The organism is Microbacterium sp. SS28 (genome assembly GCF_022761035.1).
Taxonomy (GTDB): domain Bacteria; phylum Actinomycetota; class Actinomycetes; order Actinomycetales; family Microbacteriaceae; genus Microbacterium.
In genome coordinates this window covers 311,129-332,431 of sequence record NZ_JAKWJP010000002.1, presented here as the reverse complement: position 1 = coordinate 332,431, position 21,303 = coordinate 311,129, and the positions used below count along the sequence as shown (strand labels likewise).

The following is a 21,303-nucleotide window of genomic DNA, read 5'->3' as shown; positions in this document are numbered from 1 at the left end:
ATTCCCGCGGTTCGTCGCGCACCGTCACCGTAAGAGACCGACATAGGACGACATGACCACCACGGCAGCCGGAATCGTCCATCTGACAGAGCGGCAGCCGCAGGTGTCGGGCGCCGAGATGGTGGCGGCCCTCGTCCCGCCTCCGCAGTTCGACGACGCGACGTTCGAGTCGTACCGCACCGACCCCGCCTTCCCCTCGCAGCAGGAGGCGAAGGACGCGCTCATGACGTTCGCGGGCGTCGGTGCCGCCGCCCCGCGCGGCGGCCTCTTCCGCCGGGCGAAGAAGGGCCCGGAGCTCAAGCCCGGCGTCTACCTCGACGGCGGCTTCGGCGTCGGCAAGACGCACCTGCTCGCCTCGATCTATCACGCGATGCCGGCACGCCGGAAGTATTTCGGCTCGTTCATCGAGTACACGGCGCTCGTGGGCGCTCTCGGGTACCAGAACACCGTCGAGCTCTTCCGAGGCTCGGACCTGCTGTGCATCGACGAGTTCGAGCTCGACGACCCCGGCGACACGATGGTCATGACGCGCCTGCTCGGCGAGCTCGTCGCCGGCGGCACGCGCATGGCCGCGACATCCAACACACCTCCGAACGCGCTGGGGGAGGGACGCTTCGCGGCGCAGGACTTCCTCCGCGAGATTCACGCGATGTCCGCGAACTTCCAGACGCTCCGGATCGACGGCACCGACTATCGCCACCGCGCGGTAGACGGCCACGCAGCCGTGCTCGCCGAAGCAGACTACGAGCGCGCCGTCGCAGCGGCCGCCGTAGACGGCACGGCATCGGATGACGCGTTCCCGACGTTCATCGAACACCTCTCGCACGTCCACCCGAGCCGCTATCTGCGGCTCATCGACGGCCTGTCCGTCATCGGCCTGCGCGACGTCGTCGCGCTCGAGGACCAGTCCGCCGCGCTGCGCTTCGTCGCCTTCATCGACCGGGCGTACGACGCCCAGATCTCGATCCGCTCGACCGGCATCCCGCTCGACCTCGTCTTCGGCGACGAGATGCTCGCGGGCGGTTATCGCAAGAAGTACCTCCGCGCGGTGTCGCGGCTCGTCGCCCTCACGCACGATTGAGGGTCGCCCGCCAGCCGACTCCGGGTGTCGCGAAACGTGATGTTTACACGATGATGCGATGCGTAACAGTCAGGAAACACCGGTCGGAAACCGTGGAAACCGTCTCTCGTCAGAATGGGCGAACCCGACGCTATACCTGCGTCCCTGCAGAGAGGTTCCTTCTGAGATGGATCAAGGCAACACCGCATTCATCCTCATAGCAGCCGCGCTCGTCCTCCTCATGACGCCGGGACTGGCGTTCTTCTACGGCGGACTCGTGAAGGCCAAGAGCGTGATCAGCATGATGATGCTGAGCTTCGGCGCGATGGGTCTTATCGGCGTGCTGTGGGTGCTCTACGGATACGCCGTGGCGTTCCCCGCCACCGCCGTGGGCCAAATCCAGTTCCCCTGGACGATCGACCCCGCTGAGTTCGGCCTCACGAGCCTCCTCGAGGCGCCTGAGGGGGCGGCGTACCCGCCGCTCGCCTTCGTCGCCTTCCAGGCGACCTTCGCGATCATCACCGTCGCGCTCGTCTCGGGCGCCATCGCCGACCGCGCCAAGTTCGGCGCGTGGATGATCTTCGCCACGGTGTGGGCGACGATCGTCTACTTCCCCGTCGCGAGCTGGGTGTTCAACTTCGGCCTCGCCGAGGACGGCAGCTTCTCGTACGGCGGCTGGATCACGTACGGGCTGCAGGAGTGGCTCGGCGCCGGTGCGATCGACTTCGCCGGCGGCACCGCGGTCCACATCAACGCCGGTGCCGCGGCCCTGGCCCTCGCGCTCGTCCTCGGCAAGCGCGTCGGCTTCCAGAAGGGCATCGCCGTCCCGCACAACCCGCCGTTCGTCCTCCTGGGCGCGGGCCTGCTGTGGTTCGGCTGGTTCGGATTCAACGCCGGCTCGGAGCTCGCGGCGGACAACACCGCGGCGCTGGCCTTCGTCAACACGATCGCCGCACCCGCCGCCGCGCTTCTCGCGTGGCTCATCGTCGAGAAGATCAAGGACGGCAAGCCCACGTCGGTCGGAGCCGCTTCCGGCGCCGTCGCGGGTCTCGTCGCGATCACTCCCGCCTGCGCCGCGCTGACGCCGGGCTGGGCGATCGTCCTCGGCCTCATCGCGGGTGCCGTGTGCGCCCTGGCGATCGAGCTGAAGTTCAAGCTCGGCTTCGACGACTCGCTCGACGTCGTGGGCATCCACCTCGTCGGCGGCCTCCTCGGCACGCTGTACATCGGCTTCTTCGCCACCGACGTGGGCCTGTTCACGGGCGGCGACGGCACGCAGCTGCTCGTCCAGGCGATCGCGGCCTTCGCGGTCCTCATCTACTCGTTCGTGCTCGCCTACGCCATCGGCTGGATCATCCAGAAGACGATCGGCTTCCGCGTGAAGAACGAGGACGAGATCGCCGGCATCGACACCGTGGTGCACGGCGAAGAGGGCTACGTCCTCACCGACGCTCGCGGCTGAGCTCACCCGAGCAGAGGGGCGTCGCGCATCGCGCGGCGCCCCTCTGGCGTGTGCGCATAGGGTGGCGGCATGAGTCCTCGCCCGAGCCTCCTGAGCGCGCTGAAGTCCCTCCTGCGCCCTTCCGCGAGGGCCGCGCGCCCCACGGTTCCCACAGCGCGCCCCGTGGGGGCCTCCGACGGCGGAGAAGGGGCTGGTCGTCTCGGCGCGAGCGCGACGACCGCGGTGGAGCCGCCGCCCGCCGACGGACTCCGGATCGCCTATGCCCCCGATCACGACGGCGATCCCGACGCCGGCGAGATCGTCTGGACCTGGGTGCCGTATGCCGAGAACGACGGCCGCGGCAAGGATCGACCCGTCCTTGTGATCGGGAGGGCGGACGGCTCGCGCGTGTTCGCCGTCCGGCTCACGAGCAAGTCGCACGACGGCGACCGGGACTTCCTGGCGCTCGGCGCTGGCCCGTGGGACACGCAGGGGCGGCCTTCGTGGGTCGACATCGAGCAGCTGTACAGCGTGCACGGCGACGGGATGCGTCGTGAGGCGGCCGCTCTGGATCCCGAGCGCTTCCACCATGTCGCCCGCGCGCTGCGCGATCGCTACGGATGGGAGATCGTGGGCTGAGGCGGGGGAGCGGCGACGCCTGAAACGAGGAACACCCCCGGATTCCGGGGGTGTTTCCGTGGGCGATACCAGACTCGAACTGATGACCTCTTCCGTGTGAAGGAAGCGCGCTACCAACTGCGCCAATCGCCCTCGACCCCGCGGGGCCGAGTCACGATCCTACCGGATGCAGAGGGGTCGCACGAATCGCGCGGCGTGACACGCGCGGGCCGCGCTCGGTTTTGCACTGCGCGGATCGTGGGCTAAAGTCATACGAGTGCCCGGGTGAGAGTCCGGGACACGAAATGCGGATGTAGCGCAGTTGGTAGCGCACAACCTTGCCAAGGTTGGGGTCGCGAGTTCGAGTCTCGTCATCCGCTCGAGTGCAGGGGTCTCCCTCAGGGAGATCACGGCACGTGGGGTCAAACCACACGGTGGCGTGGCCGAGCGGCTAGGCACCGGCCTGCAAAGCCGTTTACACGGGTTCGAATCCCGTCGCCACCTCCACTCATCAACTGAACAAGCCCATACGGGCGCGATTGGCGCAGCGGTAGCGCGCTTCCCTGACACGGAAGAGGTCACTGGTTCGATCCCAGTATCGCGCACACTGAAACCCCCGGATTTCCGGGGGTTTTTGCTTTGTCCGACCGACCCGTGGGACATACGTGGGATATCGCTCTACGCCTCGGGAAGCGACTCGAGGTACAGGAGAAGGTCGCTGTGGAGGATGAGGATCTTCGACCCCTGCCGGCGCGCGGGAAGCTTGTTGTCGCGGATCAGCTGCCGGATGAGCGAGACGCTGATGGAAGCGACCTCTGCCGCCTCCTGAACGGAGTACGCGAGCTTCTGTCGTCGCGGATCGTTCGGCATCAGGCACGCTCACGGTGATTCTCGGGGAGAGACGCAACGAACTCGTCGAGGTCTTCCTTCGCGTAGTACGGCGCGCTGCCGTCGGGCGAGTCCGGCCGGAACTTGCGGGCCGTGATGTGGCCCTTCTCACGGAGTCGGTCGAGCTCGCGCGTCGAGCGGCCAAGGTAGTACGCCGCGACGTCACGGGTCATGAGTGCGGGCGGGAACTCGATACGGATCGTCTCCACCGTGGCATCGTGGCCCTCGGGCGTGCGGTCGGTCAAGAGGGGGTTCTTTAGGGCCAGGGCATACCCAAGACCCGCGAGTCAAACGTGTACCCCCCCGGGCGCTCAGGCGATTCTTTAGCCCAGCGAGGCCACCAAGACCCGCGAGTCAAACCCTTTTTTTGTGGTGCAGCAGCCGTGTGCGCAGTGGAAAAAACGTTGGGGAGAGAGACGTTTGACTCGCGGGTCATATCGGCCCAGCCTGCGGAAAGAACGAGGGGTCAGGCTGAGCCTCTGCCCCCTCCGGGGGGGGGGGGGGGGCAGAGGCGCGCGCGTGTTGCTTGCTCTCGCCCTCGGTTGGTCAGCGGTCAGGCGCGGTCGCCTCTTGCGTCAGCCTCGTTGATCGATCGGGCGTGGATGGTGCACGCGCCGATGAGCATGTTGGCCAACTCGTCCGCGGTGTTCTCGGCGACGAGAGCGTCCTTCAGTGCGTTCCACTGATCGGCGGTGGCGTCCGCGCGCATCAGCTCGCCAACGAACTTGAAGGTGAGGATGAGCGCCTGCAGGTCGGGGTTGCCGTAGTCGAGCCACCCGGGCTGGGGCTTGTTGTTGCTCTCGTCGGGGTTGATCGTCATCTCTGTCTCCGTGTCTCTTCGGTTCGGCACGCCTGGCGGGTGATCGTCGTCGTCATATCACCTGCCTCCCGCCCGGGGCGCGCAGATTCAGAAGCGCGACCTTCTCGCGCGGCGTCCAGTTGTCCCAGTCGGACTTGTCGACGTACACCTTGACCTTCACGTTCTTGGTGGCGAGGTCGATGCGGTTGAACTCGTCGAGATCCTGCGTGGCCTGCCCGGTCTCGGCGTCGACGTACACGCTCTTCCCGTCCGGGAGCGTGTACACGGTGTCGCCGAACTCGTCGATTGCCTTCGATGCTTCGCCGGCCGCGACCTTCGTTTCAGCCATGCGCACGAGGCCGGTGGACAGCGCGTCTGCGTAGGTGCCGTACTGGCTAGTGGCTTTGTCGAGCTCGCCGTTGTGCTTCTTCAGCGCGTCCTCGGCTTTCAGCAGCTCCTGACTCTCGTCCTTCAGTCCGTCCATGTACGGCTTGTGCTGCTCGAGGTTGTCCTTCTGCGCGTCCGTGAGGGCGTCGCGCGCGGCGGTGAGAGATTCGGTGACGAGCCGATTGTCTTCGATATCCCCGGAGAGCGCCCGCATCACGGTGGACTGCTCGAGGCCAGTAGCGGCAATGATGGCAGTGACCTTCTGCATCGCCTCAGGGTCGCCGAACATGCTCTGAACGCCCGTCAGGACGGCTTCTTCCTGGATGCGACCCTGACCGTCGATGAACTTCTCGACCCACTCGTCAATGCGTTCCTGGCTCTTCTTGTTCGCCTCGTCGACGGCCGCGAATCCGGCGACCGCGGCACCGATACCGGCCGCGGCTGCGATGCCCGCTACGGCGCCAGCAGGGCCGAAACCAGCGAAGGCGTTCGCGGCGACCTCTTGGAATGCGTCGCCGATCGAGTCAGCTGATCCATCGAAGGACGCGGCGGCCTCCCGCGCGGTGCTGCTCGCTTCGTCCTTGAAGTCGTCGACACCCCTCTTCGCGGCGTCCATCGCGTCGTCGGAGTGCCGCTTGACGTCGCGGTAAGCGTCCCTGAACTTCGAGCGCATCTCGTCGGATGCCTTGTCCGCTGCCTTCGCGAGGTCCTTGAAGTCGCGCTCCATCCGGTCAGTGGAGGAGCTGCCTTCCTTGGTGAGGTCGTGCAGCCGATCCTCGACGTCCTCGACCGCATCCGCGACGTCGTCGACGCCCTTCACTGCCTCGCGGACGTTCGCGAGGATGTTGATGTTGATGGCGTTCTGAGCCATCGTCAGGCCCCCTGTAGGCGCATGGCCTTGGTGAGCGCGATGTGCGCGGACCCGCCCCGGCCGGTGAGTTTGCCGAGGGTGCCGGCGTCGGACATCGCGCGGACCTCGTCGAGCGGCGCTCCGTAGCGCTTCGCGAGCGAGCGAAGCGCCACGGATGTGTCGGGGTAGGCGGGCGTGTTCACCGGCGCCACGTCGAACAGTCGGCCTGATACGAGTGTGCGCAGCGGGTAGCCGTCGACCTGGGTCCAATCGTCTTCGTCGACGGCGAACGCGAACGAGGACTGTCGCACGTCGCCGCGCTGTACAAGCTCGTACACGTCTTCGCGAGTGCTGGGCAGGTCGACGTCGTAGAGCAGCCCGACGTTGTCGACGGCGAGTCGGAGTGTGCCGGCGTCGCTGGTGCCGAGCAGCATGTTGTCGTCGTGGTTGTAGCGGGCAAGGACGTTGGGCCATCCTTCGCCCTTAGAGCGGTCGAAGAATCCCGGCGCGATCCGCTCGACGAACCCGCCCAGGTTCCGCGAGATCGCGGGGGAGAACTTCGCGGCGTAGCCACCGATCGCGCGGCGCTCGCCCGTGGTGCGGAGGTCGACGCGGATGGGGGTGTACCGGCGTTCAACTTCGGTCATTGACAGGTCCTCTCGAGTATCTGAGCCGGCCCCGCCCCCAGAGGAGGAGCTGGGGGCGGGGCCGGGGGGAGTGTTGCGCGCTGGTCTCGATCTATGCAGTGTGAAAGTCACCTTCTGAGGCCATCCGGTCCGTGCTCGCCCTCAATGTCCAGTCGGGCGCGGTGCGGTTGACGCGCAAGCCTGTTAAGTCGTGACGAGGTACTTGACCGCGTTCGGGTCGACGACGACGGAGCCGGTGCGGACGATCGCGCGGAACGCGGTCTGGTCGTTGCCGAATGCGTAGTCCGTGGACCGCTCGAACCGGATGCCGCCCGCGATGCGGACGGCGAGTGCGGACCAGTCACCGAAGTACATGATCTTCCGGGACGCGGCGCCTGCCGAGTCGAGCGCGGGGTGCACGTACACGCCCTTGCCGAGCAGCGTGTCGGGTCGCTCCGAGGTGAGGCTGTTCTGCCACACGTAGTCGCCCGACCCGGTCGTCTTCGCCTTCCGCAGCCGCAGCAGCGTGTCGTCGTTGGCGAGCGCGGCGGCGGTGGTGCGGTACTCCGGGAGCACCGAGTGGTAGAGATCGATCACGGCGTCGGCGAGGCCGGTCGCGATCGATGCGTTGGCGACCGTCGCGCCCGACGTGGTGAACCCAGCGACAGCGGCCGTGCCGGCCACGTTCGCGATGTTCTTGCCGAGCTCGCGACCTGCGGCACGGGCGAGATACCCCTCGATGTCGAACGTGACATCCTGCAACAGCTCGTTGGGGACCAGAGTGATGTACTGGTACTTCGTCGTGGTCAGGTTCACCGTCGTGATCGTCGCGTCGCTCGAGGTCAGCGCGGCGTTCGCTGCGGCAGTCGCCGCGGTCGAGTGGACCGTCGCGACCGGAAGCGGAAGAGTGTTGCCGTCCGCCGTGCTGATGATCGTGCACCCGGCCTGCAGGATCTGACTGCCCGCCACGGCGTACTCCCAGAGCGTGCCGTACACGCCGTCAGCGCCCACACCGCCCGTCGCGGACATCGCGCGCTCTTCGACCTGTCCCGAGCGGTAGGCGGCGACTGCGCGGCGCTCAGCGCCAGCCACGGGGGCAAGGTCGTACGTGTCGCCGCTGCGCGACTCACGAGCCCACTTGCCGAACGCGCCGTCCTGGACGGTGGACCGGTACTGGCGCCCCGTGGACTGCTCCCACGAGCGCTGCCACTCCTGAGCACGCTGCGCCCCCTCGTGGAGCTCATGCACCCTCTCCTGCAGCTTCTCGGCCTCGGCGATCATGCCGTCGAACTTCGACTGCTCCTCGCCCGACAGGCTGCGGTTCTCCGCCACGCCCTTCTGCGCGATCTTGGTCGCCTCGGTGATGAGGCCCTGCCTGCGCTGCTCGAGCGCGTCTTCGATGTTGCTCATGGGTTCTCCTTCAAGGGACTTTCCCTCAGCGTTTCGTTTGTGGTGACTTTGTGTCTCGGCGGGTGGCAGTCCGCGCAGTACAGCCGCGGCCGGCCCACCCGCACGGATGGAACCGCGCGACCACAGCGCCGGCAACCCTGTGACGGGCCAGGACGGACGAGGACCAGCGCGAGCTCGTTCGGCACGTGCGCGTACCCCGACCCCTCCGCCTGCAACGCTTCCGACAAGTGCCTGAGCACTGTGACGACGTTGCTGACCGTGCGCTGATCCACTAGTCAGTGGTCCCCAGGTCATCGAGCCCGTTGAACGCTGCGAAGTCGACCTCCGACATGAGGTCCTGCACGGGGCGCGTGTTGATCTCGTCACCGATGGCTGCGGCGATCCCTTTCCACAGCTTCACCAGACCGACCTGTGTACCAGGCTCGTCAATGTCGACGTCGTGGAGCATCGCGCCAACGACACGGAGCGCCAAGACGAGATCGTCGGGGCTGCACTGTGCGATAGCGACACCGAACCGGACTTCCGGACGCATGCGCATCAAGCCGCCTCCCCGTTCATAGGGTTGGCGAGTGCTCCTTGCTCCCGCACCCCTATGTGTGGGGAGCGGGGAGCACCGTCATTTGAGTGCTCCTGTGCTCCTATATCGCTCCTAGGAGCAGTAACAGAGTGCTCCTGTGCTCCTGACACATAGGGTGCAGGAGCGGGGAGCACCGTTGTCGGCTGACCGCGGCGGCGCCACTCACGGAGCGCGTCCATGGCGCGAGTGGACCCCCATCCAAGCCTTTCCTTGATGTCGCGCTGCGACGTCGGGGCCGGCATCAGCTCCGAGAGCTCGATGACGTCTTGCTCGACGAACCCTGCAGCGAGCGGCCTCTCGCCGAGGGCTGGCGGGATGAACCGCCAGAGGATGTCGCCGTTCTCGTTCCAGAGCTTGAAGGTCGCGGCGAGCGGTTCCCGGTCCTCCGTGGGGCATGCGGCCCTCAGACCGCCATGACGGTCCTTGTTCAGCGTGACCTGGGCTCTGCCCCCGATCCCAGGGCGGAAGGGCTCCTGCACGGTCACGCGAAGCGACGTGCCACCGATCGCACGCTTCTTCGCTGTGGTCCCCGTCGATCCGAACGACTGCGAGTCGCGGTTCTTCGGGAGATGGTCGATGACGAGCACGGCCGCGCCCGACTTCGTCAACGGCTTGATGACGGCCGCATGGACCCGCGTGAAGTCGTCGGGCGAGTTCGACGATGCGCCGAACATCGGCAGCAACTCGCCCAGGCTGTCGAGCAGGATGATTGCCGGCTTCCACTCGACAGCCTCTTTCACGACGACTGCGAGGTGGTCCGCGTCTTCCGGCTGGCAATAGCGGAATAGGTCGGGATCGCGAAGCACTGCTTCATCGACGCCCATGCTCACGAGGCGCGAGATCGTCGCCGCCGCCCCGTTGTGATCCAGGTCGATGATGAGCGCGGCGCGCCCCATGGACATTTCGTCGGCGGCGGCGCACTGGGCGATGAGTGTCTTGCCTGACTCCGGATCTCCGAAGACGAGGTTCGCCTGTTCCCGGTAGAACAGTCCGGTGCCGTCGCTTCGTCGACCCACGGTCGGCACGGGCGGCTTCACGTCTCCCCGCTCGAGGATGTCGCTGACGTTGATGTAGGCGGTTGAGGTGTAGCTCAACGTGCCACCCCCTGAGCCCGCTGAGCGGCTACGCGGTCGAGTTCCGCCCATTGCTCATCGGCAGACTTCCGTCGAAGCACGACGTCGGCGAAGCGCAACCAGCGATCGCGGTCGGCCGCGACCTCGGCCGGATTGTGGAGCCGGAAGTACAGGTCGTCCGCGTCGCGGTTGGCGATCGCAAGCCGGCGCTCACACTCGTAGTGCGGTGCCTGCTCGACGCCCGCCCAGTACCAGCCCAGGAGCTCGATGGGGACTTCGAAGACGGGGACCTCGCCGGCGATCATCCGCCAGCGCAGGGCGTCGATCTGGGCGAGCGTCAGGCGCGTCTCGGCGCTACGTCCGAGGCTCGCGATATCCTTGGCAGTGACCGCCGCCACAGCAGTCTCGACAGCCGCCTCCGGGCGGCTTTCGTCATTCAAGAGGCACCGCCGCGGTACTGAAGCGGGGTGCCGAGAGCGTCGAGAGAAGCGACGCTGACACGGATCAGCTTCGGGCCGACTCGCTCGGCGTGGATGTAGCCGGCAGAAATGTAGCGGCGGATCGTCTTGACGCTGAGGCGCTTACGCTCTGCGGCGTCACGGATGGAAACCCATGCGGGCTCTGCGGGCCCTGAAATGGAAATAGGCAAGGCGACAACCTTCGAAGAGGTGTCTACCTTGCCCAAGGAGTAAACGAGATGCCGCCAGCAGTAGGCGGGGCGTTAATGAGGACATTACCCCAAACGGCAGACACGCGTGGTCATTCGTGGGCGTGTCTGCCGTTTGAGACGTTCTACAGGTTTGGCTCGCGCGCGAGAACGATCGGCACACGCCCGTTGATGTCTAGGTCGTCGAACTCGAGAACATAGCCTCGGCGACATGGTGCGCAGAACAGGATGGTGCTGCTGGACTGGAACACTTCCGACTCAACGGCGAGCGTGCCCCAGGCCGCCGACTGTATGGAGAGTCGCCGGCGAGGTAAGTCCGTGCGCTTGGTGGGGGCTGGGATTGCTGCCGCGAACTCGACAGCCACCTTTCCCTCGTGCGCGACGAGTCGGGCGAGGACGTGCGCGCCCCGGGGCTTGTCGCACAGCGCGAGCGGAATCTGTGGCATCCGGTTACTCCTTCGATTCTCGGTTGTCGGGTCAGATCGTGCGTCGCTCAGTCTCCGTGAGCGACCTTCGTCGCATCCATACCGATCCCGAACAGGCGCGTGATCGTCTCCAATCCGTCGTCTTCGCTCAACCCGTCCGAGACCTCGACAAGATCGTCGACCGTCCATGAGGAGTGTCCGCGCAGCCTCGACGCGAGCTTCGTCGTCGACCATCCGAAACGCGCGGCGGCTTCCTGGGGACCCCACTCGCGTTCAGCGATGACGGCGCTGACTTCCGTTGCGATCGCCACGTCGCACGGCGCGATGACTCGGGGCTTGTGACGATTCAAGGCCTCGGCCGCAGCGATCGCCAGACGGAGCTCGCGGACGTACGCGCGAGCCTCCTGGACCGTCAGCCACTTGTCATCCGTTGTGCCGGGGCTGATCTCCCAAACGCCCTTGGAGTCAGGCTCGATCTCGAACGAACCCACCCTCCCTCGAGCTTCGACTCGACGTAGTAGGCCATTTGAGAGCCGTCGACGCCTGCTGGCATCTTCGGGCGAGTGAACGTATCAGCCGAGCGTCGATCGGACTCTATGGTTGTGATGGACATGGGAACTGACCTTCCTCTGTTCTGCCGGTCATCAGTGTCAGCTGGTGGCCGGCGCTTTCGTTACCAGGTGGGGATAACTCCGCACCTCATGCGAGGTCGCTCATGCGCCTCGCAAGCTCTTCGTCACGCCCAGCGGCGTGCTGGTACTTCATCGCGGCCGACACCGTCGAGTGCCCCAGGCGCGCCTGGATCTCTTTGAGCGTTGCGCCGGTCTGCGCGTACTTCGTGGCGCCGTAGTGGCGGAGGGCGTGAAACGGGAGATCCTCGCGGCCAGCCTCCGCTCGAGCGGGGTACCAGTGCTTCACGAAGCTCGATTCGCCCAAGTGCCGCACACCGTCTTTGGCGGGGAAAAGCAACGACTCGGGGAAGTCGGCCGTGTACAGCTTCAGATGCTCGAGCACGGGGCCGTAAATGTGCGGGGGTAGTGCGATCGCGCGCACGCCCGCCTCGCTCTTGGTCTTGCCCACCACGAAACCCACGCCGGTGACGTGGGTGACTGCGCGCGCGACGTCGACGCCGACCGAGCGGACCTCTCCGCCCTCGCGAACAATGAGGATGTCCTTGCGTCGCAGCTCGGTGAGTTCGCCATATCGGCATCCTGCCCATGCTGCGATCAGCACAGCGGCCCTGTAGCGGGGTGTGATGGCGTCGACGATCTTCTGCAGTTCGGCGGGGGTCGGCGGCTCGATCTTGCGACCGGTCGTCGCGGATGCCGCGCCCCGGACGTGGCAGGGGTTCGTGGGGATTCGCCCATCGGTAACAGCGGTCGCCATGATCGCCTTCAGAAGGCCGTAAGCGCGCGCGGCTTGTGTCACCCGTCCGGAGTCCCGTTCGGCGGCGTACCAGGCGCGTATGGCCGTGGGGGAGATGCTGGCGAGGCGTTGCGGGGTGAACACCGCGAGCGGCCCAGCGAGAAGCCGTTCGTACTCGACGCGGGTGCGCGGGCGCAGCGGGTCACCGTTCCTACTGACGCGGGTCTTGATCCAGTCCGCGGCGTACTCGCCGAGCGTGTCGACGCGACGAACGTGCGCAGCCGCAGCACCTTGGGCGGTGTGTGATGACCACGTGCCAGCGTCGATCGCCGAACGCTGCTTCGCGAGCCACCCGCGAGCGTCGGTGAGCGTGTCGAACGTGATCGGTGCGCCGTAGCGCTCGCCGTCAGGACCGGTGTAACGGGCACGGATTCGACCGGACGGGAGCTTGTCGACCTGGCCCCACGCCTCGCGCGTCTTGCGTGCTTTCGTGCGGGCCACTGGGTCTCCTTCGTGGGATACCGTGGGATATCGTCTGTCCCACGGTGTCCACTTGCGTCTTCCAGTGACCTTAACATCGCACTGCCGATTCCCGCAAGAACACGCGGATAATGGCGTAATCTCGCGGTTCTTCCCAGTTACGCTGATACTGGTTCGATCCCAGTATCGCGCACCACGTGAAAGCCCCCGGTTCGCCGGGGGCTTTCTGGCTTTCCCGGCGCGCTCTGAACGGGGGCGAGTCCTCGGCGGCACCGCACGGGTCCTCCGACTCACCGCACCTGCTCGGCGGGGTACACGGGACGGATGCGCTGCGCGAAGAACCGGCCGGCGCTCTCCGCGCCCATGAGACCTCTGTGCACCGATGGCGGCACCGCGAAATAGCGATAGACGTCCCCGGAGGTGAACTCGATCTCGAGCACCGCGGTCGCTCCGTCGTAACCGGCTGCGGAGATGACCGTCGAGTCCACTTGTCGTCGGTGCATCCCCACACGGTACGCCGTCCGCGCCCCGGTCATAGGTGGCATTTCCTTCTTGTGGCATCTCCGCGGCCTCACGCAGACTGATACGACGGTGCATCCGCTGGCCGACGTCGACCAGTGGAGGACATCGCATGAATGCCAGATCCCGTGTGGGAGCCGCGCTCGTCACAGCCGTCATCATGATGGGAGGCGCCGCCGCGGTGGGCGGCTCCGCGGCAGCGGCACCGACCGCCACAGCCGCGGTCCGGGACTTCTCGACCGGCAACACGGGCGACTCGAGCTTCGTCCTCGAGTACGGCGCGACGACGCCCGCCTCGCGGCTGATCACGATCGGGCCGGACACCAGGACGATCGTCTTCGCCCCGGGTTTCGGGCCCCAGGGCGACGAGATCGCCTGCAACCTCCTGGCAGCGGACGGCTCGCTGATCGCGGAGCGCTATTGGTCGAGCAACGAGTGGTGGTCCCCACCGTATGACCGCACGCTGACCGTGCCGACCGGAGCCGTGGCTGGGGTGGGGGAGGCGTACACGGCGTCCTGCGCGGCTCGCGCCGAGGCGTCATACCTGTCGATCTGGAACCTGGTCGGCGCCGGCGATGCCGGGGCGCAGCTGACGTTGGACGAGTCGCCCGCCAAGGCGACGCGAACGACCGAGCGCGAGCCGCTCGACGGAGCGCGGGATGCCACGGGCAGCCCCGTTGCGCTGGGCGATCGCGTGCGGATCAGCGGCCCCGCGGGCATCTGGTTCCCGCCTGGCTCGACCCCGGTCCTCGACGTGCGGCTGGAGGTGTCCGTCGGCGGCGGCACGACGACCACGGGTCCCGCCGAAGATGTGGAGGCGACCGTCGACGGGGCGGTGCTCAGCTTCACCATCCCCCGCAGCCTCCCTGCGAAGCCCGGCGACGACATCGTGGTCCGGGCCGAGTCGACCTCGACCGTTCCCGGCTCGAACACGGCGCCCGACCGGGTCACGACGCGCATCTGGGTCGCACGCCTCGCTGTGGAGTCCGCAACCACCGCCTCGACGACCGGACTGACCCTCGACCGGCGCTACGGAGTGTCCACGCTGTCGGCGGGCACTGCGCGCGTCGTCGTCACGGATCCGCTCGGGGGACCGATCGCCGGCTCCGTCGTGCTCGTGATCGACGGCAAGAGCCGCCCGCCCGTGGTCGTCAGCGGCGTGGGCTCGGTGTCCACGACGATCCGGCTGCCGAAGCTCGGCCGCGGACTGCACACGATCGTGGCGACGTTCGGAGGCTCGGAGTCCCTGTCGAGCTCGACGAGTCCCGCGCGGCAGGTGCGGATACTCCTCTGACCCGGGCATCCACGGGCCGGGGTGTCGTGGCCGGCGGCTACGCTTCGGTCATGGCCGAACTGCCTCCCCGCACCCCCGCATGAGCGCGCTGGCCGACCGGATCCGCGCCGACCTGCGTGCGGCGGCCGACCCGCTGCGCGCCCCCGGGCAGCAGGCCTACATGAAGTCCGAGATGCCCTTCTACGGCGTCGCGAAGCCCGAAGGGCAGCGCATAGTCCGCGCAGCGGCGAAAGGGACGACGGATGCCGCGGTCCTCCGCGCGACGGCGGTCGAGCTGTGGGACGCGGCATCCCACCGCGAAGAGCGTTATGCCGCGATGCAGCTGCTCGGGTTCCGGCCTCTGCGCGCCGACCCCGCCGTCATCGGCATCGTCGAGCACATGGTGCGCACGGGGCGGTGGTGGGACATCACCGACGACCTCGCCCACCGGCTCGCCGAGGCGCTCGATGCGCGCCCCGAACAGACGTCGGCGCTCGTCCGCGACTGGAGCGTCGACGACGACTTCTGGATCCGGCGCATCGCGATCCTGTCGCAGCTCGGCAGGCGGGATCGGCTGGATCCCGTGCTCCTCGCCGATGCGATCGAGCCCAACACCGGCGATCGGGAGTTCTTCATCCGCAAGGCGATTGGCTGGGCGCTCCGCGAGCACGCGCGCGTCGCGCCCGAGTGGGTGCGCGACTTCGTCGCGGGGCACGAACTGAGTCCGCTGTCGGTGCGGGAAGCGCTCAAGCACCTCTGAGGAGGCTGCTCAGGCGGGCTCGTTGAGCCTCTCGAGCATGCTCGGGAACACGTCGATGTGTGCCCGATGCCCCACGAAGACATCGGCATGGCCGTAGCCGGGGATCACCTGCAGCGAGTGCCGTCCCGGCTGGTGACGTTGGAGGTACGCGTAGGTCGCCTTCTGGCTCGCGGGCAGGAACGCCCTGTTGTCGGCGCCCGTGTAGAGCGCGAAGCGCGCCTGCGACTGCGGCGCCGAGGCCGAGTAGTGCACGGGCAGACCCGGGAGCCGCCGGATCGACACGATGTGGCCCGCGCGCTCCGACCTCGCCACCTGCGTGTAGAGGCTCAGCGGGATCTTGCCGAACTCGGTACCGAGCCACTCATGGGTCGCGGCATCCAGATTCCGGTGGCTCCACAGCGCGGGATGCCCCGACCCGAGCGCGAAGCTCGCCATGTTGCATGATCCGTTGCGGCACTCCGCGTGCCACAGCCGGACTGTCGAGCGTGTGATCTTGCCGAAGCCGCGCTCCGGGCCGTCGCCCCACGCGATGTCGACGTAGGCGGAGTGGCCTTGGAGGAGGGGCCGCAGAACCCTCAGTTTGACCTTGGAGAAGCGGGGGACGCGCGGATGCAGCGACACCGAGTTGGCCACGACGAGATCGATCTCGGGCACGAGGCCCGCGACGACGGCCATGCTGAGGCTCGTCGAGCCCTGGCAGTGCGCGATGGCCTTGATGCTCGACGCTCCGGTCGCGGCCGTGATGTAGCGCACAGCGGCGGGGTGGTCGCTGCGGGCGACGTCGTCGAGGGTCCAGGGGAGGGGCGTGAGGTCGATCGAGCCGCGCCAGTTGAACAGCCAGACATCCCAGCCGTCTTCGAGGAGCAGATCGACGAGCGAACGGGTCGCGGGCGGACGGAACGACTCTGCGCGCATGCCGGCGCCGTGCACGAGCAGCACGGGGCCCTTCGTGGGCTGCTCGGGTCCGCGCACGCGGATGAGCGTCAGCGGGACGCCGTCGTCGGCCTGGAAGAAATGCGGCTCGTCGACGTGGAGCCGCCGCGTCACCGCCGTCATTCCGGCGCTCCTTCGCGGACCGGGACCGGCGCGACGGAGGCGCCCCGGGCGGGAGGCAGGTAGGCGTCCGCGACGGATTTTCCGAAGAAGGCGCCGAATCGCGCGATCGAGGTGAGTGGGCCTCGCCCCGCCCCGCGGAACGTCGTCAGCTGGCGCGCGAAGTCGGCCGGCAGGATCTTCAGCATGCCCGCGGCGATCACCTCGCCGGTCCCGTCGTCTGAGCCGTTGACGCCTGGCGGCAGGTGGCCCTTCCTGACGGTGATGTACAGGGTCGACGTGTCGCGCCAGATGTCGAGGCCTGGGTCGTCGCGCACGGTCTTGAAGCCGTACATCGTCATGGGAGTGCCCGACATGTCGCTGAACCACAGGCGGTACCGCATCTCGCGGGTCCCCTCGTGCTCGGTGTCGACGAAGAGATTCGCCCACCCGCGCTGGACGGGTCGCTCGCCGCCGAGCGCATCGCTGTCGATGTAGCCCTCCGCGATCGCCGTGTGGTCCTCGCTGGAGACGAAGCGCTCGACGTCGGGCGCGGTGATGGTGAGCTTGAACATGAACTGCTGGGTCAGCGTCCGCCCGAGCTGCCATCCCGCCACGGGGTCGGTCTCACCGAGCGCGATGTACCCCTTCATCTTCTCGGTGAATTCCATGCTGCGGCCCGCGACGGGATCGAGAACCGTGTCCGGTTCGAGCGACACTGCCGCGGCTTCTGGGCGCTTCGCGGGCCGTCGCTTCGGGCGCGGCTTCTCGAGCATGTGCTCGACGGCGCGATCGGCCATCGCGGCGATCGTGAGAGACGGATTCGGACCGACGGGACCCGGCACCGCCGCTCCATCCACGACGAACAGGCCGGGGTGTCCGAACGACTCGTTCCAGCTGTCTACGACGCCCTCGTGCACATGTCGGCCCATCGGACTGCCGCCGAGGGGATGGACCGTGATGACGCGCTTCGTCCACCACAGCGGGTTGTCGCGGAACGTGCCGCCGAGGGTCTCCGAAATGTCGCGCATCGTCTCGCGCATCGAGTCGAAGTACTCCTTGCTCGTCGCCGTCGACCACTCGATGTCGAGCTCGCCGTCCCGGAGCGTCATGCGTCCGTCGGGCGTGTCGCGCCCCATCCCGAGCAGCGGAAGCGAGCTCGACGTCAGTCGGCCCTGGCCGACGAGCTTGGCGACCTCCGCCGAGATCGTCGACTCGTTCTTGTTGCTCACGCGGTTCGCGACCATCTGGCGGACGAGGGCTGCTGCGGCCTGCAGCGAGGTCGAGATCTGCGACGTCTCGATGAGCCAGTTCGCGAACTCGGGGAAGCCCGCCTCCTGGATGTACTGCCCGCGCCCTTTGCCCTCCTCGTCGACGCCGTCGGCCTTGCGGATGGCGGTCGTGATGACGGGGCCGTAGGTGGGATCGATGAAGCGGGTCTGGCCCGCCTCGGAGGTCGCCTTGGCGTCCATGCAGAAGGTGATGAGGTCGCCGTTGCCGCTGAACCGGCTGCCCAGAGCACGGCCGAGCGCGGGGAGGCCGATGCGATTGCGCAGCAGCAGCGCCGTCGTCCCGAAGGTGCCCGCGCCGAGGAAGACCTGGTCGCACGTGATGCGCACCTGGGTGCGCGAGCGCTTGCCGTCGGCCTCGGCCTCCGTCCCGTACTGCCAGTAGCGCACCTCGTATCCGCCCCCGTCGAGCGGCGTCACGCCGTACACCTCGGCGAGGGTCCGGATGTCGGCGCCCTTCGCCGCCGCCGCGGAGAGGTAGTTGTGGTCGAGGGTGTTCTTCGAACCCTCGTTGCAGCCGATGTCGCACTCGCCGCAGAGCCGGCAGGTGAGACGCGTCGCGCCGTGGATGTTGCCGTAAGCGGGATCCTCGATGATCTGCTTCGGCTGCGCCGTGCCGCCGGGACGCGAGGCGAACGAGACCGCGAGCGGCGGTGCGAAGGTCGGCATCCCGAGGCTCGTCGCGGCATCCCGCAGCGCCTTCGCCTTCGGCAGGTCGGGGTAGGGGTTCGGGGTCGGCGTCATCATCGCCTCGACGACGTCATAGTGCTTGTCGAGATCGTTGCGGCCGATCGGCCAGTTCTCGTACCCGCCGCCGGGAAGCGGCGAGTCGTGCACGAACCAGCGCTCGTCCTTGCGCAGCAGGACGTTCGCGTAGATGAGCGATCCGCCGCCGAGGCCCGCCGACACGATTCCCTCGAGCTTGCGGAAGGAGCGGATGTCGAAGAGCCCGAAGAGCTCGTCCTTGGGCTCCCAGAAGGCGCGGCTCATCTCGTACGGATTGCGCGCGAAGCTGCCCGGCGGGTAGGAGCGGCCGCGCTCCAGCACGACGGTCGAACGCCCTGCGTCGGCGAGTCGGTAGGCGGACACGGATGCCCCGAATCCGGAACCGATGACGACGGCGTCGACATGCTCGGTCTTCACTGCCACGTGAGCCTCCCGTGAGTTCGCATGCTGTGGCCGGCCCCAGTCCCGCACCTGCCCTCAAACTAGTGAGCGGCGACCCTCGCCCGCAACGCATTACCGCCCGAGCATGCACCGAAGAGGGTGAGGGACGACGGGAGGGACACGACACGGAAAGTCTCGCGCGAAGGATGGCCCCGGCATCCGCGCTTCACTATGATTCGGGCAGATCCACTGGGATGAGGGCACGTCCACTGGGGGACCGCCGTCCTGCGCGAATGGAGTTCGCAGTGAGCAAGCCGTCGACATTCGAACGCGCATTGATCGGCATCTACACGAGGGTCAATCGCCGGACCCCGTGGCACAAGCTGCCGTTCCTGTTCGGGCTGTTCAACCTGATCGCCCTGCGCGATCAGCTGCGCGCGGAGAACCTCATCGACACGAGGACGCCCGGCGACACGGGGCGGACGCCCGGTGTGGCGCTCGCCGACGCACCCGACGCCGAGCGCCGGTTCCGCACGCCGGACGGCTCGTACAACGACCTGAGCGACCCCGACATGGGCAGGGCCGGCACGCGCTTCGCCCGCAACGTACCGCTCGCGAACGCGCGGCCGGCCGACATGCCTGGGCTCATGGAGCCCAACCCGCGGCTCGTCAGCCAGAAGCTCATGCGCCGCGGCGAGTTCACGCCCGCGACGTCGATCAACCTGCTCGCCGCATCCTGGATCCAGTTCCAGACGCACGACTGGTTCGCGCACGGCCGCGAGGAGAACGAGAACATCGAGATCCCGCTGCCCGAGGGCGACGGGTGGTTCGAGGATCCGATGCGCATCCCGCGGACGAGGCAGGACGGCACGCGCGTCGACGCCGACCGCGACATCCCGCCGACGTACATCAACAGCCAGTCGCACTGGTGGGACGCCTCCTCGATCTACGGCAGCTCGGCGGCGAAGCAGAAGGCCGTGCGCAGCTTCGTCGACGGCAAGCTCGTCCTGAAGGACGGCACGCTGCCGCTCGACCCGCGATCGGGAGTCGCGCTGACGGGCTTCAGCGAGAACTGGTGGGTGGGGCTCGGGATGCTCCACACCCTCTTCACGCTCGAGCACAACGCGATCTGCGATCGGCTCAAGCAGGACTACCCGCACCTCACCGAGGACGAGCTGTTCGGCACGGCGCAGCTCATCAACTCGGCGCTGCTGGCGAAGATCCACACGGTGGAGTGGACGCCCGCGATCATCGCGCACCCCGTCCTCAAGGTCGCGATGCGGGCGAACTGGTGGGGCCTGGCCGAAGAGAAGCTGCACCGGCGGTTCGGTCGCATCAGCAAGAGCGACGTCATCAGCGGCATCCCCGGATCCCCGCACAACCACCACGGCGCGCCGTATCAGCTGACCGAGGAGTTCTCGGCGGTCTACCGGCTCCACCCGCTCCTGCCCGAGCAGCTCGACGTGCGCTCGCTCGAGGATGACTCGCTGCTGGACTCGATGGAATTCCAGGAGATCATCCTCCTCAACGCGCAGCGCGTCCTGGAGGGCCCGCAGAGCATCCAGGACCTCTGGTACTCGTTCGGCGTGCAGAACCCGGGCGCCGTCCAGCTGCACAACTTCCCGCGGTGGATGCAGGACCTCACGCTGCCCGACGGCGTGCGCCTCGACCTGGCGGCGCTCGACATCGCGCGCGACCGCGAGCGCGGCGTCCCCCGCTATAACGAGTTCCGGCGGCGCCTGCACCTCAAGCCCGCCGCGACCTTCGCCGAGCTCACCGACAACCCCGTCTGGGCCAAGGAGCTGGAGGAGGTCTACGGCGACGTCGAGAAGGTCGACCTGCAGGTCGGGATGCACGCCGAGACCCCGCCCGAGGGCTTCGGGTTCAGCGACACGGCGTTCCGCGTGTTCATCCTCATGGCGAGCCGGCGCCTCAAGAGCGACCGCTTCATCACGGAGTGCTACACGGAGGAGTACTACACGAAGTCGGGCCTGCAGTGGGTGGCCGACAACACCATGAAGACGGTCCTGCTGCGGCACTTCCCGCAGCTCGGCAGCGCGCTCGAGGGCGTCCCGAACGCCTTCGTGCCGTGGAACGTCGCAGCACCGCGCACCGCCCCCGCCGCGGCGACCGCCGCAGTCGCCCAGAAGAAGTGACGCGCCGACGCGTCAGGCAAGGAGTCCGATGAACACGACAGAGGAGGACCGCGAGGCGCGGTTCAACCTGATCCGCACGTACTGGGACGTGCTCATGGCCGCCGACATGGTCGCCTTCCGCAAGCTGCTCGCGCCCGACGCGGTCATCCATTACCCGGGCCAGAACCACATGTCGGGCGACTACAAGACGACCGACGAGATCGTCGGGCTCTACACGCAGCTCACGCAGTTCATCAAGGACGGCATGTTCGTCGGCGAGGTTCTGGACATCACCGCGGGCGAGACCTTCACGACGGTGATCCTGAGGTACGAGATCCGGATGCCGATCAAGACGCTGCCCGGACGTGCGACGGGCATCTTCATCCTGGACGAGAACTACCTGATCAAGGAGTACTGGCTCCACGAGTGGAACCAGCGGATGATCAACTGGGTCTTCCGCTCGTCGCGCTGGTTCGGATGGACGATGAAGCTGCTGCCCAAGAAGATGAAGAAGAACTGACC

The 21,303-nt window shown here is 67.4% G+C and carries 23 protein-coding genes and 4 tRNA genes; 10 read left to right on the top strand and 17 right to left on the bottom strand.

The features are described from left to right. Positions 1-52 precede the first annotated feature (52 nt). The 3 genes from zapE to MJ607_RS06900 all read left to right on the top strand — a co-directional run bounded on the left by zapE (position 53) and on the right by MJ607_RS06900 (position 3,140). Positions 53-1,081, top strand: coding sequence for a cell division protein ZapE (zapE, locus tag MJ607_RS06910; protein ID WP_243074833.1), 1,029 nt, complete (start codon positions 53-55; stop codon positions 1,079-1,081). Positions 1,082-1,247: 166 nt separating this feature from the next. After that, entirely contained in the window at positions 1,248-2,522 is a 1,275-nt protein-coding gene (locus MJ607_RS06905; RefSeq protein ID WP_243074832.1) for an ammonium transporter, read from the top strand. Between the two features lie 69 nt (positions 2,523-2,591). Continuing rightward, a complete protein-coding gene (locus MJ607_RS06900; protein WP_243074831.1) occupies positions 2,592-3,140 on the top strand; it encodes a type II toxin-antitoxin system PemK/MazF family toxin in 549 nt (182 codons plus the stop codon). 59 nt (positions 3,141-3,199) lie between these two features. On the opposite strand, the gene MJ607_RS06895 is transcribed toward MJ607_RS06900, so the two are convergent. Continuing rightward, positions 3,200-3,272 (bottom strand) — tRNA-Val (locus MJ607_RS06895). 154 nt (positions 3,273-3,426) lie between these two features. Between MJ607_RS06895 and MJ607_RS06890 the strand changes: the two genes are divergently transcribed. The 3 genes from MJ607_RS06890 to MJ607_RS06880 all read left to right on the top strand — a co-directional run bounded on the left by MJ607_RS06890 (position 3,427) and on the right by MJ607_RS06880 (position 3,724). Then, positions 3,427-3,499: transfer RNA gene (locus MJ607_RS06890), tRNA-Gly, on the top strand. A 53-nt stretch (positions 3,500-3,552) separates the two neighbouring features. Next, positions 3,553-3,626 (top strand) — tRNA-Cys (locus MJ607_RS06885). A gap of 26 nt (positions 3,627-3,652) precedes the next feature. Further along, positions 3,653-3,724 (top strand) — tRNA-Val (locus tag MJ607_RS06880). Positions 3,725-3,797: 73 nt separating this feature from the next. Here MJ607_RS06880 and MJ607_RS06875 read toward each other — a convergent pair. The 14 genes from MJ607_RS06875 to MJ607_RS06810 form a co-directional block, all read right to left on the bottom strand. Then, positions 3,798-3,989 carry a helix-turn-helix domain-containing protein gene (locus MJ607_RS06875; protein WP_243074830.1) on the bottom strand — a complete coding sequence of 64 codons (192 nt, stop codon included), beginning with the start codon at positions 3,987-3,989 and terminating at the stop codon, positions 3,798-3,800. Next, positions 3,989-4,252, bottom strand: coding sequence for a hypothetical protein (locus tag MJ607_RS06870; RefSeq protein ID WP_243074829.1), 264 nt, complete (start codon positions 4,250-4,252; stop codon positions 3,989-3,991). Before MJ607_RS06870 ends, MJ607_RS06875 begins: the two co-directional genes overlap by 1 nt. Before the next feature lie 308 nt (positions 4,253-4,560). After that, positions 4,561-4,827, bottom strand: coding sequence for a hypothetical protein (locus MJ607_RS06865; RefSeq protein ID WP_243074828.1), 267 nt, complete (start codon positions 4,825-4,827; stop codon positions 4,561-4,563). A 52-nt stretch (positions 4,828-4,879) separates the two neighbouring features. Next, on the bottom strand, positions 4,880-6,013 hold the full coding sequence (locus tag MJ607_RS06860) for a hypothetical protein (protein WP_243074827.1): 1,134 nt from the start codon (positions 6,011-6,013) through the stop codon (positions 4,880-4,882). A 53-nt stretch (positions 6,014-6,066) separates the two neighbouring features. After that, on the bottom strand, positions 6,067-6,690 hold the full coding sequence (locus MJ607_RS06855; protein WP_243074826.1) for an HK97 family phage prohead protease: 624 nt from the start codon (positions 6,688-6,690) through the stop codon (positions 6,067-6,069). A gap of 183 nt (positions 6,691-6,873) precedes the next feature. Continuing rightward, complete coding sequence (locus tag MJ607_RS06850) at positions 6,874-8,079, bottom strand: phage major capsid protein (protein ID WP_243074825.1); 1,206 nt, start codon at positions 8,077-8,079, stop codon at positions 6,874-6,876. 271 nt (positions 8,080-8,350) lie between these two features. Beyond that, positions 8,351-8,617 carry a hypothetical protein gene (locus MJ607_RS06845; protein ID WP_243074824.1) on the bottom strand — a complete coding sequence of 89 codons (267 nt, stop codon included), beginning with the start codon at positions 8,615-8,617 and terminating at the stop codon, positions 8,351-8,353. Further along, positions 8,617-9,750 carry an AAA family ATPase gene (locus MJ607_RS06840; protein ID WP_243074823.1) on the bottom strand — a complete coding sequence of 378 codons (1,134 nt, stop codon included), beginning with the start codon at positions 9,748-9,750 and terminating at the stop codon, positions 8,617-8,619. Before MJ607_RS06840 ends, MJ607_RS06845 begins: the two co-directional genes overlap by 1 nt. Continuing rightward, on the bottom strand, positions 9,747-10,169 hold the full coding sequence (locus MJ607_RS06835) for a hypothetical protein (protein WP_243074822.1): 423 nt from the start codon (positions 10,167-10,169) through the stop codon (positions 9,747-9,749). Before MJ607_RS06835 ends, MJ607_RS06840 begins: the two co-directional genes overlap by 4 nt. After that, positions 10,166-10,414 (bottom strand): helix-turn-helix domain-containing protein, encoded by a 249-nt coding sequence (locus MJ607_RS06830; RefSeq protein ID WP_243074821.1) that lies wholly within the window; start codon positions 10,412-10,414, stop codon positions 10,166-10,168. The genes MJ607_RS06835 and MJ607_RS06830 overlap by 4 nt, the downstream gene beginning before the upstream one ends. A 107-nt stretch (positions 10,415-10,521) precedes the next feature. Further along, the gene (locus MJ607_RS06825) at positions 10,522-10,842 is read right to left on the bottom strand and encodes a hypothetical protein (protein ID WP_243074820.1); all 321 of its coding nucleotides are present in this window, start codon (positions 10,840-10,842) and stop codon (positions 10,522-10,524) included. Between the two features lie 47 nt (positions 10,843-10,889). Then, complete coding sequence (locus MJ607_RS06820; RefSeq protein WP_243074819.1) at positions 10,890-11,312, bottom strand: hypothetical protein; 423 nt, start codon at positions 11,310-11,312, stop codon at positions 10,890-10,892. Positions 11,313-11,520: 208 nt separating this feature from the next. Then, the gene (locus tag MJ607_RS20175) at positions 11,521-12,687 is read right to left on the bottom strand and encodes a site-specific integrase (RefSeq protein ID WP_243074818.1); all 1,167 of its coding nucleotides are present in this window, start codon (positions 12,685-12,687) and stop codon (positions 11,521-11,523) included. A 269-nt stretch (positions 12,688-12,956) separates the two neighbouring features. After that, on the bottom strand, positions 12,957-13,169 hold the full coding sequence (locus MJ607_RS06810) for a KTSC domain-containing protein (RefSeq protein WP_243074817.1): 213 nt from the start codon (positions 13,167-13,169) through the stop codon (positions 12,957-12,959). A 128-nt stretch (positions 13,170-13,297) separates the two neighbouring features. On the opposite strand from MJ607_RS06810, the gene MJ607_RS06805 reads away from it, so the two are divergent. Beyond that, positions 13,298-14,479: a hypothetical protein gene (locus MJ607_RS06805; RefSeq protein ID WP_243074816.1), complete on the top strand. Its 1,182-nt coding sequence runs from the start codon at positions 13,298-13,300 to the stop codon at positions 14,477-14,479. Positions 14,480-14,558: 79 nt separating this feature from the next. Beyond that, on the top strand, positions 14,559-15,218 hold the full coding sequence (locus MJ607_RS06800; protein ID WP_243074815.1) for a DNA alkylation repair protein: 660 nt from the start codon (positions 14,559-14,561) through the stop codon (positions 15,216-15,218). Between the two features lie 9 nt (positions 15,219-15,227). Here MJ607_RS06800 and MJ607_RS06795 read toward each other — a convergent pair whose 3' ends face one another. Next, on the bottom strand, positions 15,228-16,274 hold the full coding sequence (locus tag MJ607_RS06795; RefSeq protein WP_243074814.1) for an alpha/beta hydrolase: 1,047 nt from the start codon (positions 16,272-16,274) through the stop codon (positions 15,228-15,230). Then, on the bottom strand, positions 16,271-18,688 hold the full coding sequence (locus tag MJ607_RS20170; protein ID WP_243074813.1) for a GMC oxidoreductase: 2,418 nt from the start codon (positions 18,686-18,688) through the stop codon (positions 16,271-16,273). The genes MJ607_RS06795 and MJ607_RS20170 overlap by 4 nt, the downstream gene beginning before the upstream one ends. Before the next feature lie 263 nt (positions 18,689-18,951). Here MJ607_RS20170 and MJ607_RS06785 point away from each other — a divergent pair, with 263 nt between their 5' ends. Next, positions 18,952-20,802, top strand: coding sequence for a peroxidase family protein (locus tag MJ607_RS06785; protein ID WP_243074812.1), 1,851 nt, complete (start codon positions 18,952-18,954; stop codon positions 20,800-20,802). Positions 20,803-20,830: 28 nt separating this feature from the next. Next, positions 20,831-21,301, top strand: coding sequence for a nuclear transport factor 2 family protein (locus tag MJ607_RS06780; RefSeq protein WP_243074811.1), 471 nt, complete (start codon positions 20,831-20,833; stop codon positions 21,299-21,301). Positions 21,302-21,303: the final 2 nt, after the last annotated feature.

Excerpts from the sequence above, each read along its gene's own strand:
- MJ607_RS06845 (WP_243074824.1), bottom strand. The coding sequence starts at position 8,617 with ATGCGCATGCGTCCGGAAGTCCGGTTCGGTGTCGCTATCGCACAGTGC.
- MJ607_RS06875 (WP_243074830.1), bottom strand. The coding sequence starts at position 3,989 with ATGCCGAACGATCCGCGACGACAGAAGCTCGCGTACTCCGTTCAGGAG.
- MJ607_RS06800 (WP_243074815.1), top strand. The coding sequence starts at position 14,559 with ATGAGCGCGCTGGCCGACCGGATCCGCGCCGACCTGCGTGCGGCGGCC.
- MJ607_RS06850 (WP_243074825.1), bottom strand. The coding sequence starts at position 8,079 with ATGAGCAACATCGAAGACGCGCTCGAGCAGCGCAGGCAGGGCCTCATC.
- MJ607_RS06805 (WP_243074816.1), top strand. The coding sequence starts at position 13,298 with ATGAATGCCAGATCCCGTGTGGGAGCCGCGCTCGTCACAGCCGTCATC.
- zapE (WP_243074833.1), top strand. The coding sequence starts at position 53 with ATGACCACCACGGCAGCCGGAATCGTCCATCTGACAGAGCGGCAGCCG.
- MJ607_RS06780 (WP_243074811.1), top strand. The coding sequence starts at position 20,831 with ATGAACACGACAGAGGAGGACCGCGAGGCGCGGTTCAACCTGATCCGC.
- MJ607_RS06825 (WP_243074820.1), bottom strand. The coding sequence starts at position 10,842 with ATGCCACAGATTCCGCTCGCGCTGTGCGACAAGCCCCGGGGCGCGCAC.
- MJ607_RS06855 (WP_243074826.1), bottom strand. The coding sequence starts at position 6,690 with ATGACCGAAGTTGAACGCCGGTACACCCCCATCCGCGTCGACCTCCGC.
- MJ607_RS06865 (WP_243074828.1), bottom strand. The coding sequence starts at position 4,827 with ATGACGATCAACCCCGACGAGAGCAACAACAAGCCCCAGCCCGGGTGG.
- MJ607_RS06900 (WP_243074831.1), top strand. The coding sequence starts at position 2,592 with ATGAGTCCTCGCCCGAGCCTCCTGAGCGCGCTGAAGTCCCTCCTGCGC.
- MJ607_RS06905 (WP_243074832.1), top strand. The coding sequence starts at position 1,248 with ATGGATCAAGGCAACACCGCATTCATCCTCATAGCAGCCGCGCTCGTC.
- MJ607_RS06810 (WP_243074817.1), bottom strand. The coding sequence starts at position 13,169 with ATGCACCGACGACAAGTGGACTCGACGGTCATCTCCGCAGCCGGTTAC.
- MJ607_RS06795 (WP_243074814.1), bottom strand. The coding sequence starts at position 16,274 with ATGACGGCGGTGACGCGGCGGCTCCACGTCGACGAGCCGCATTTCTTC.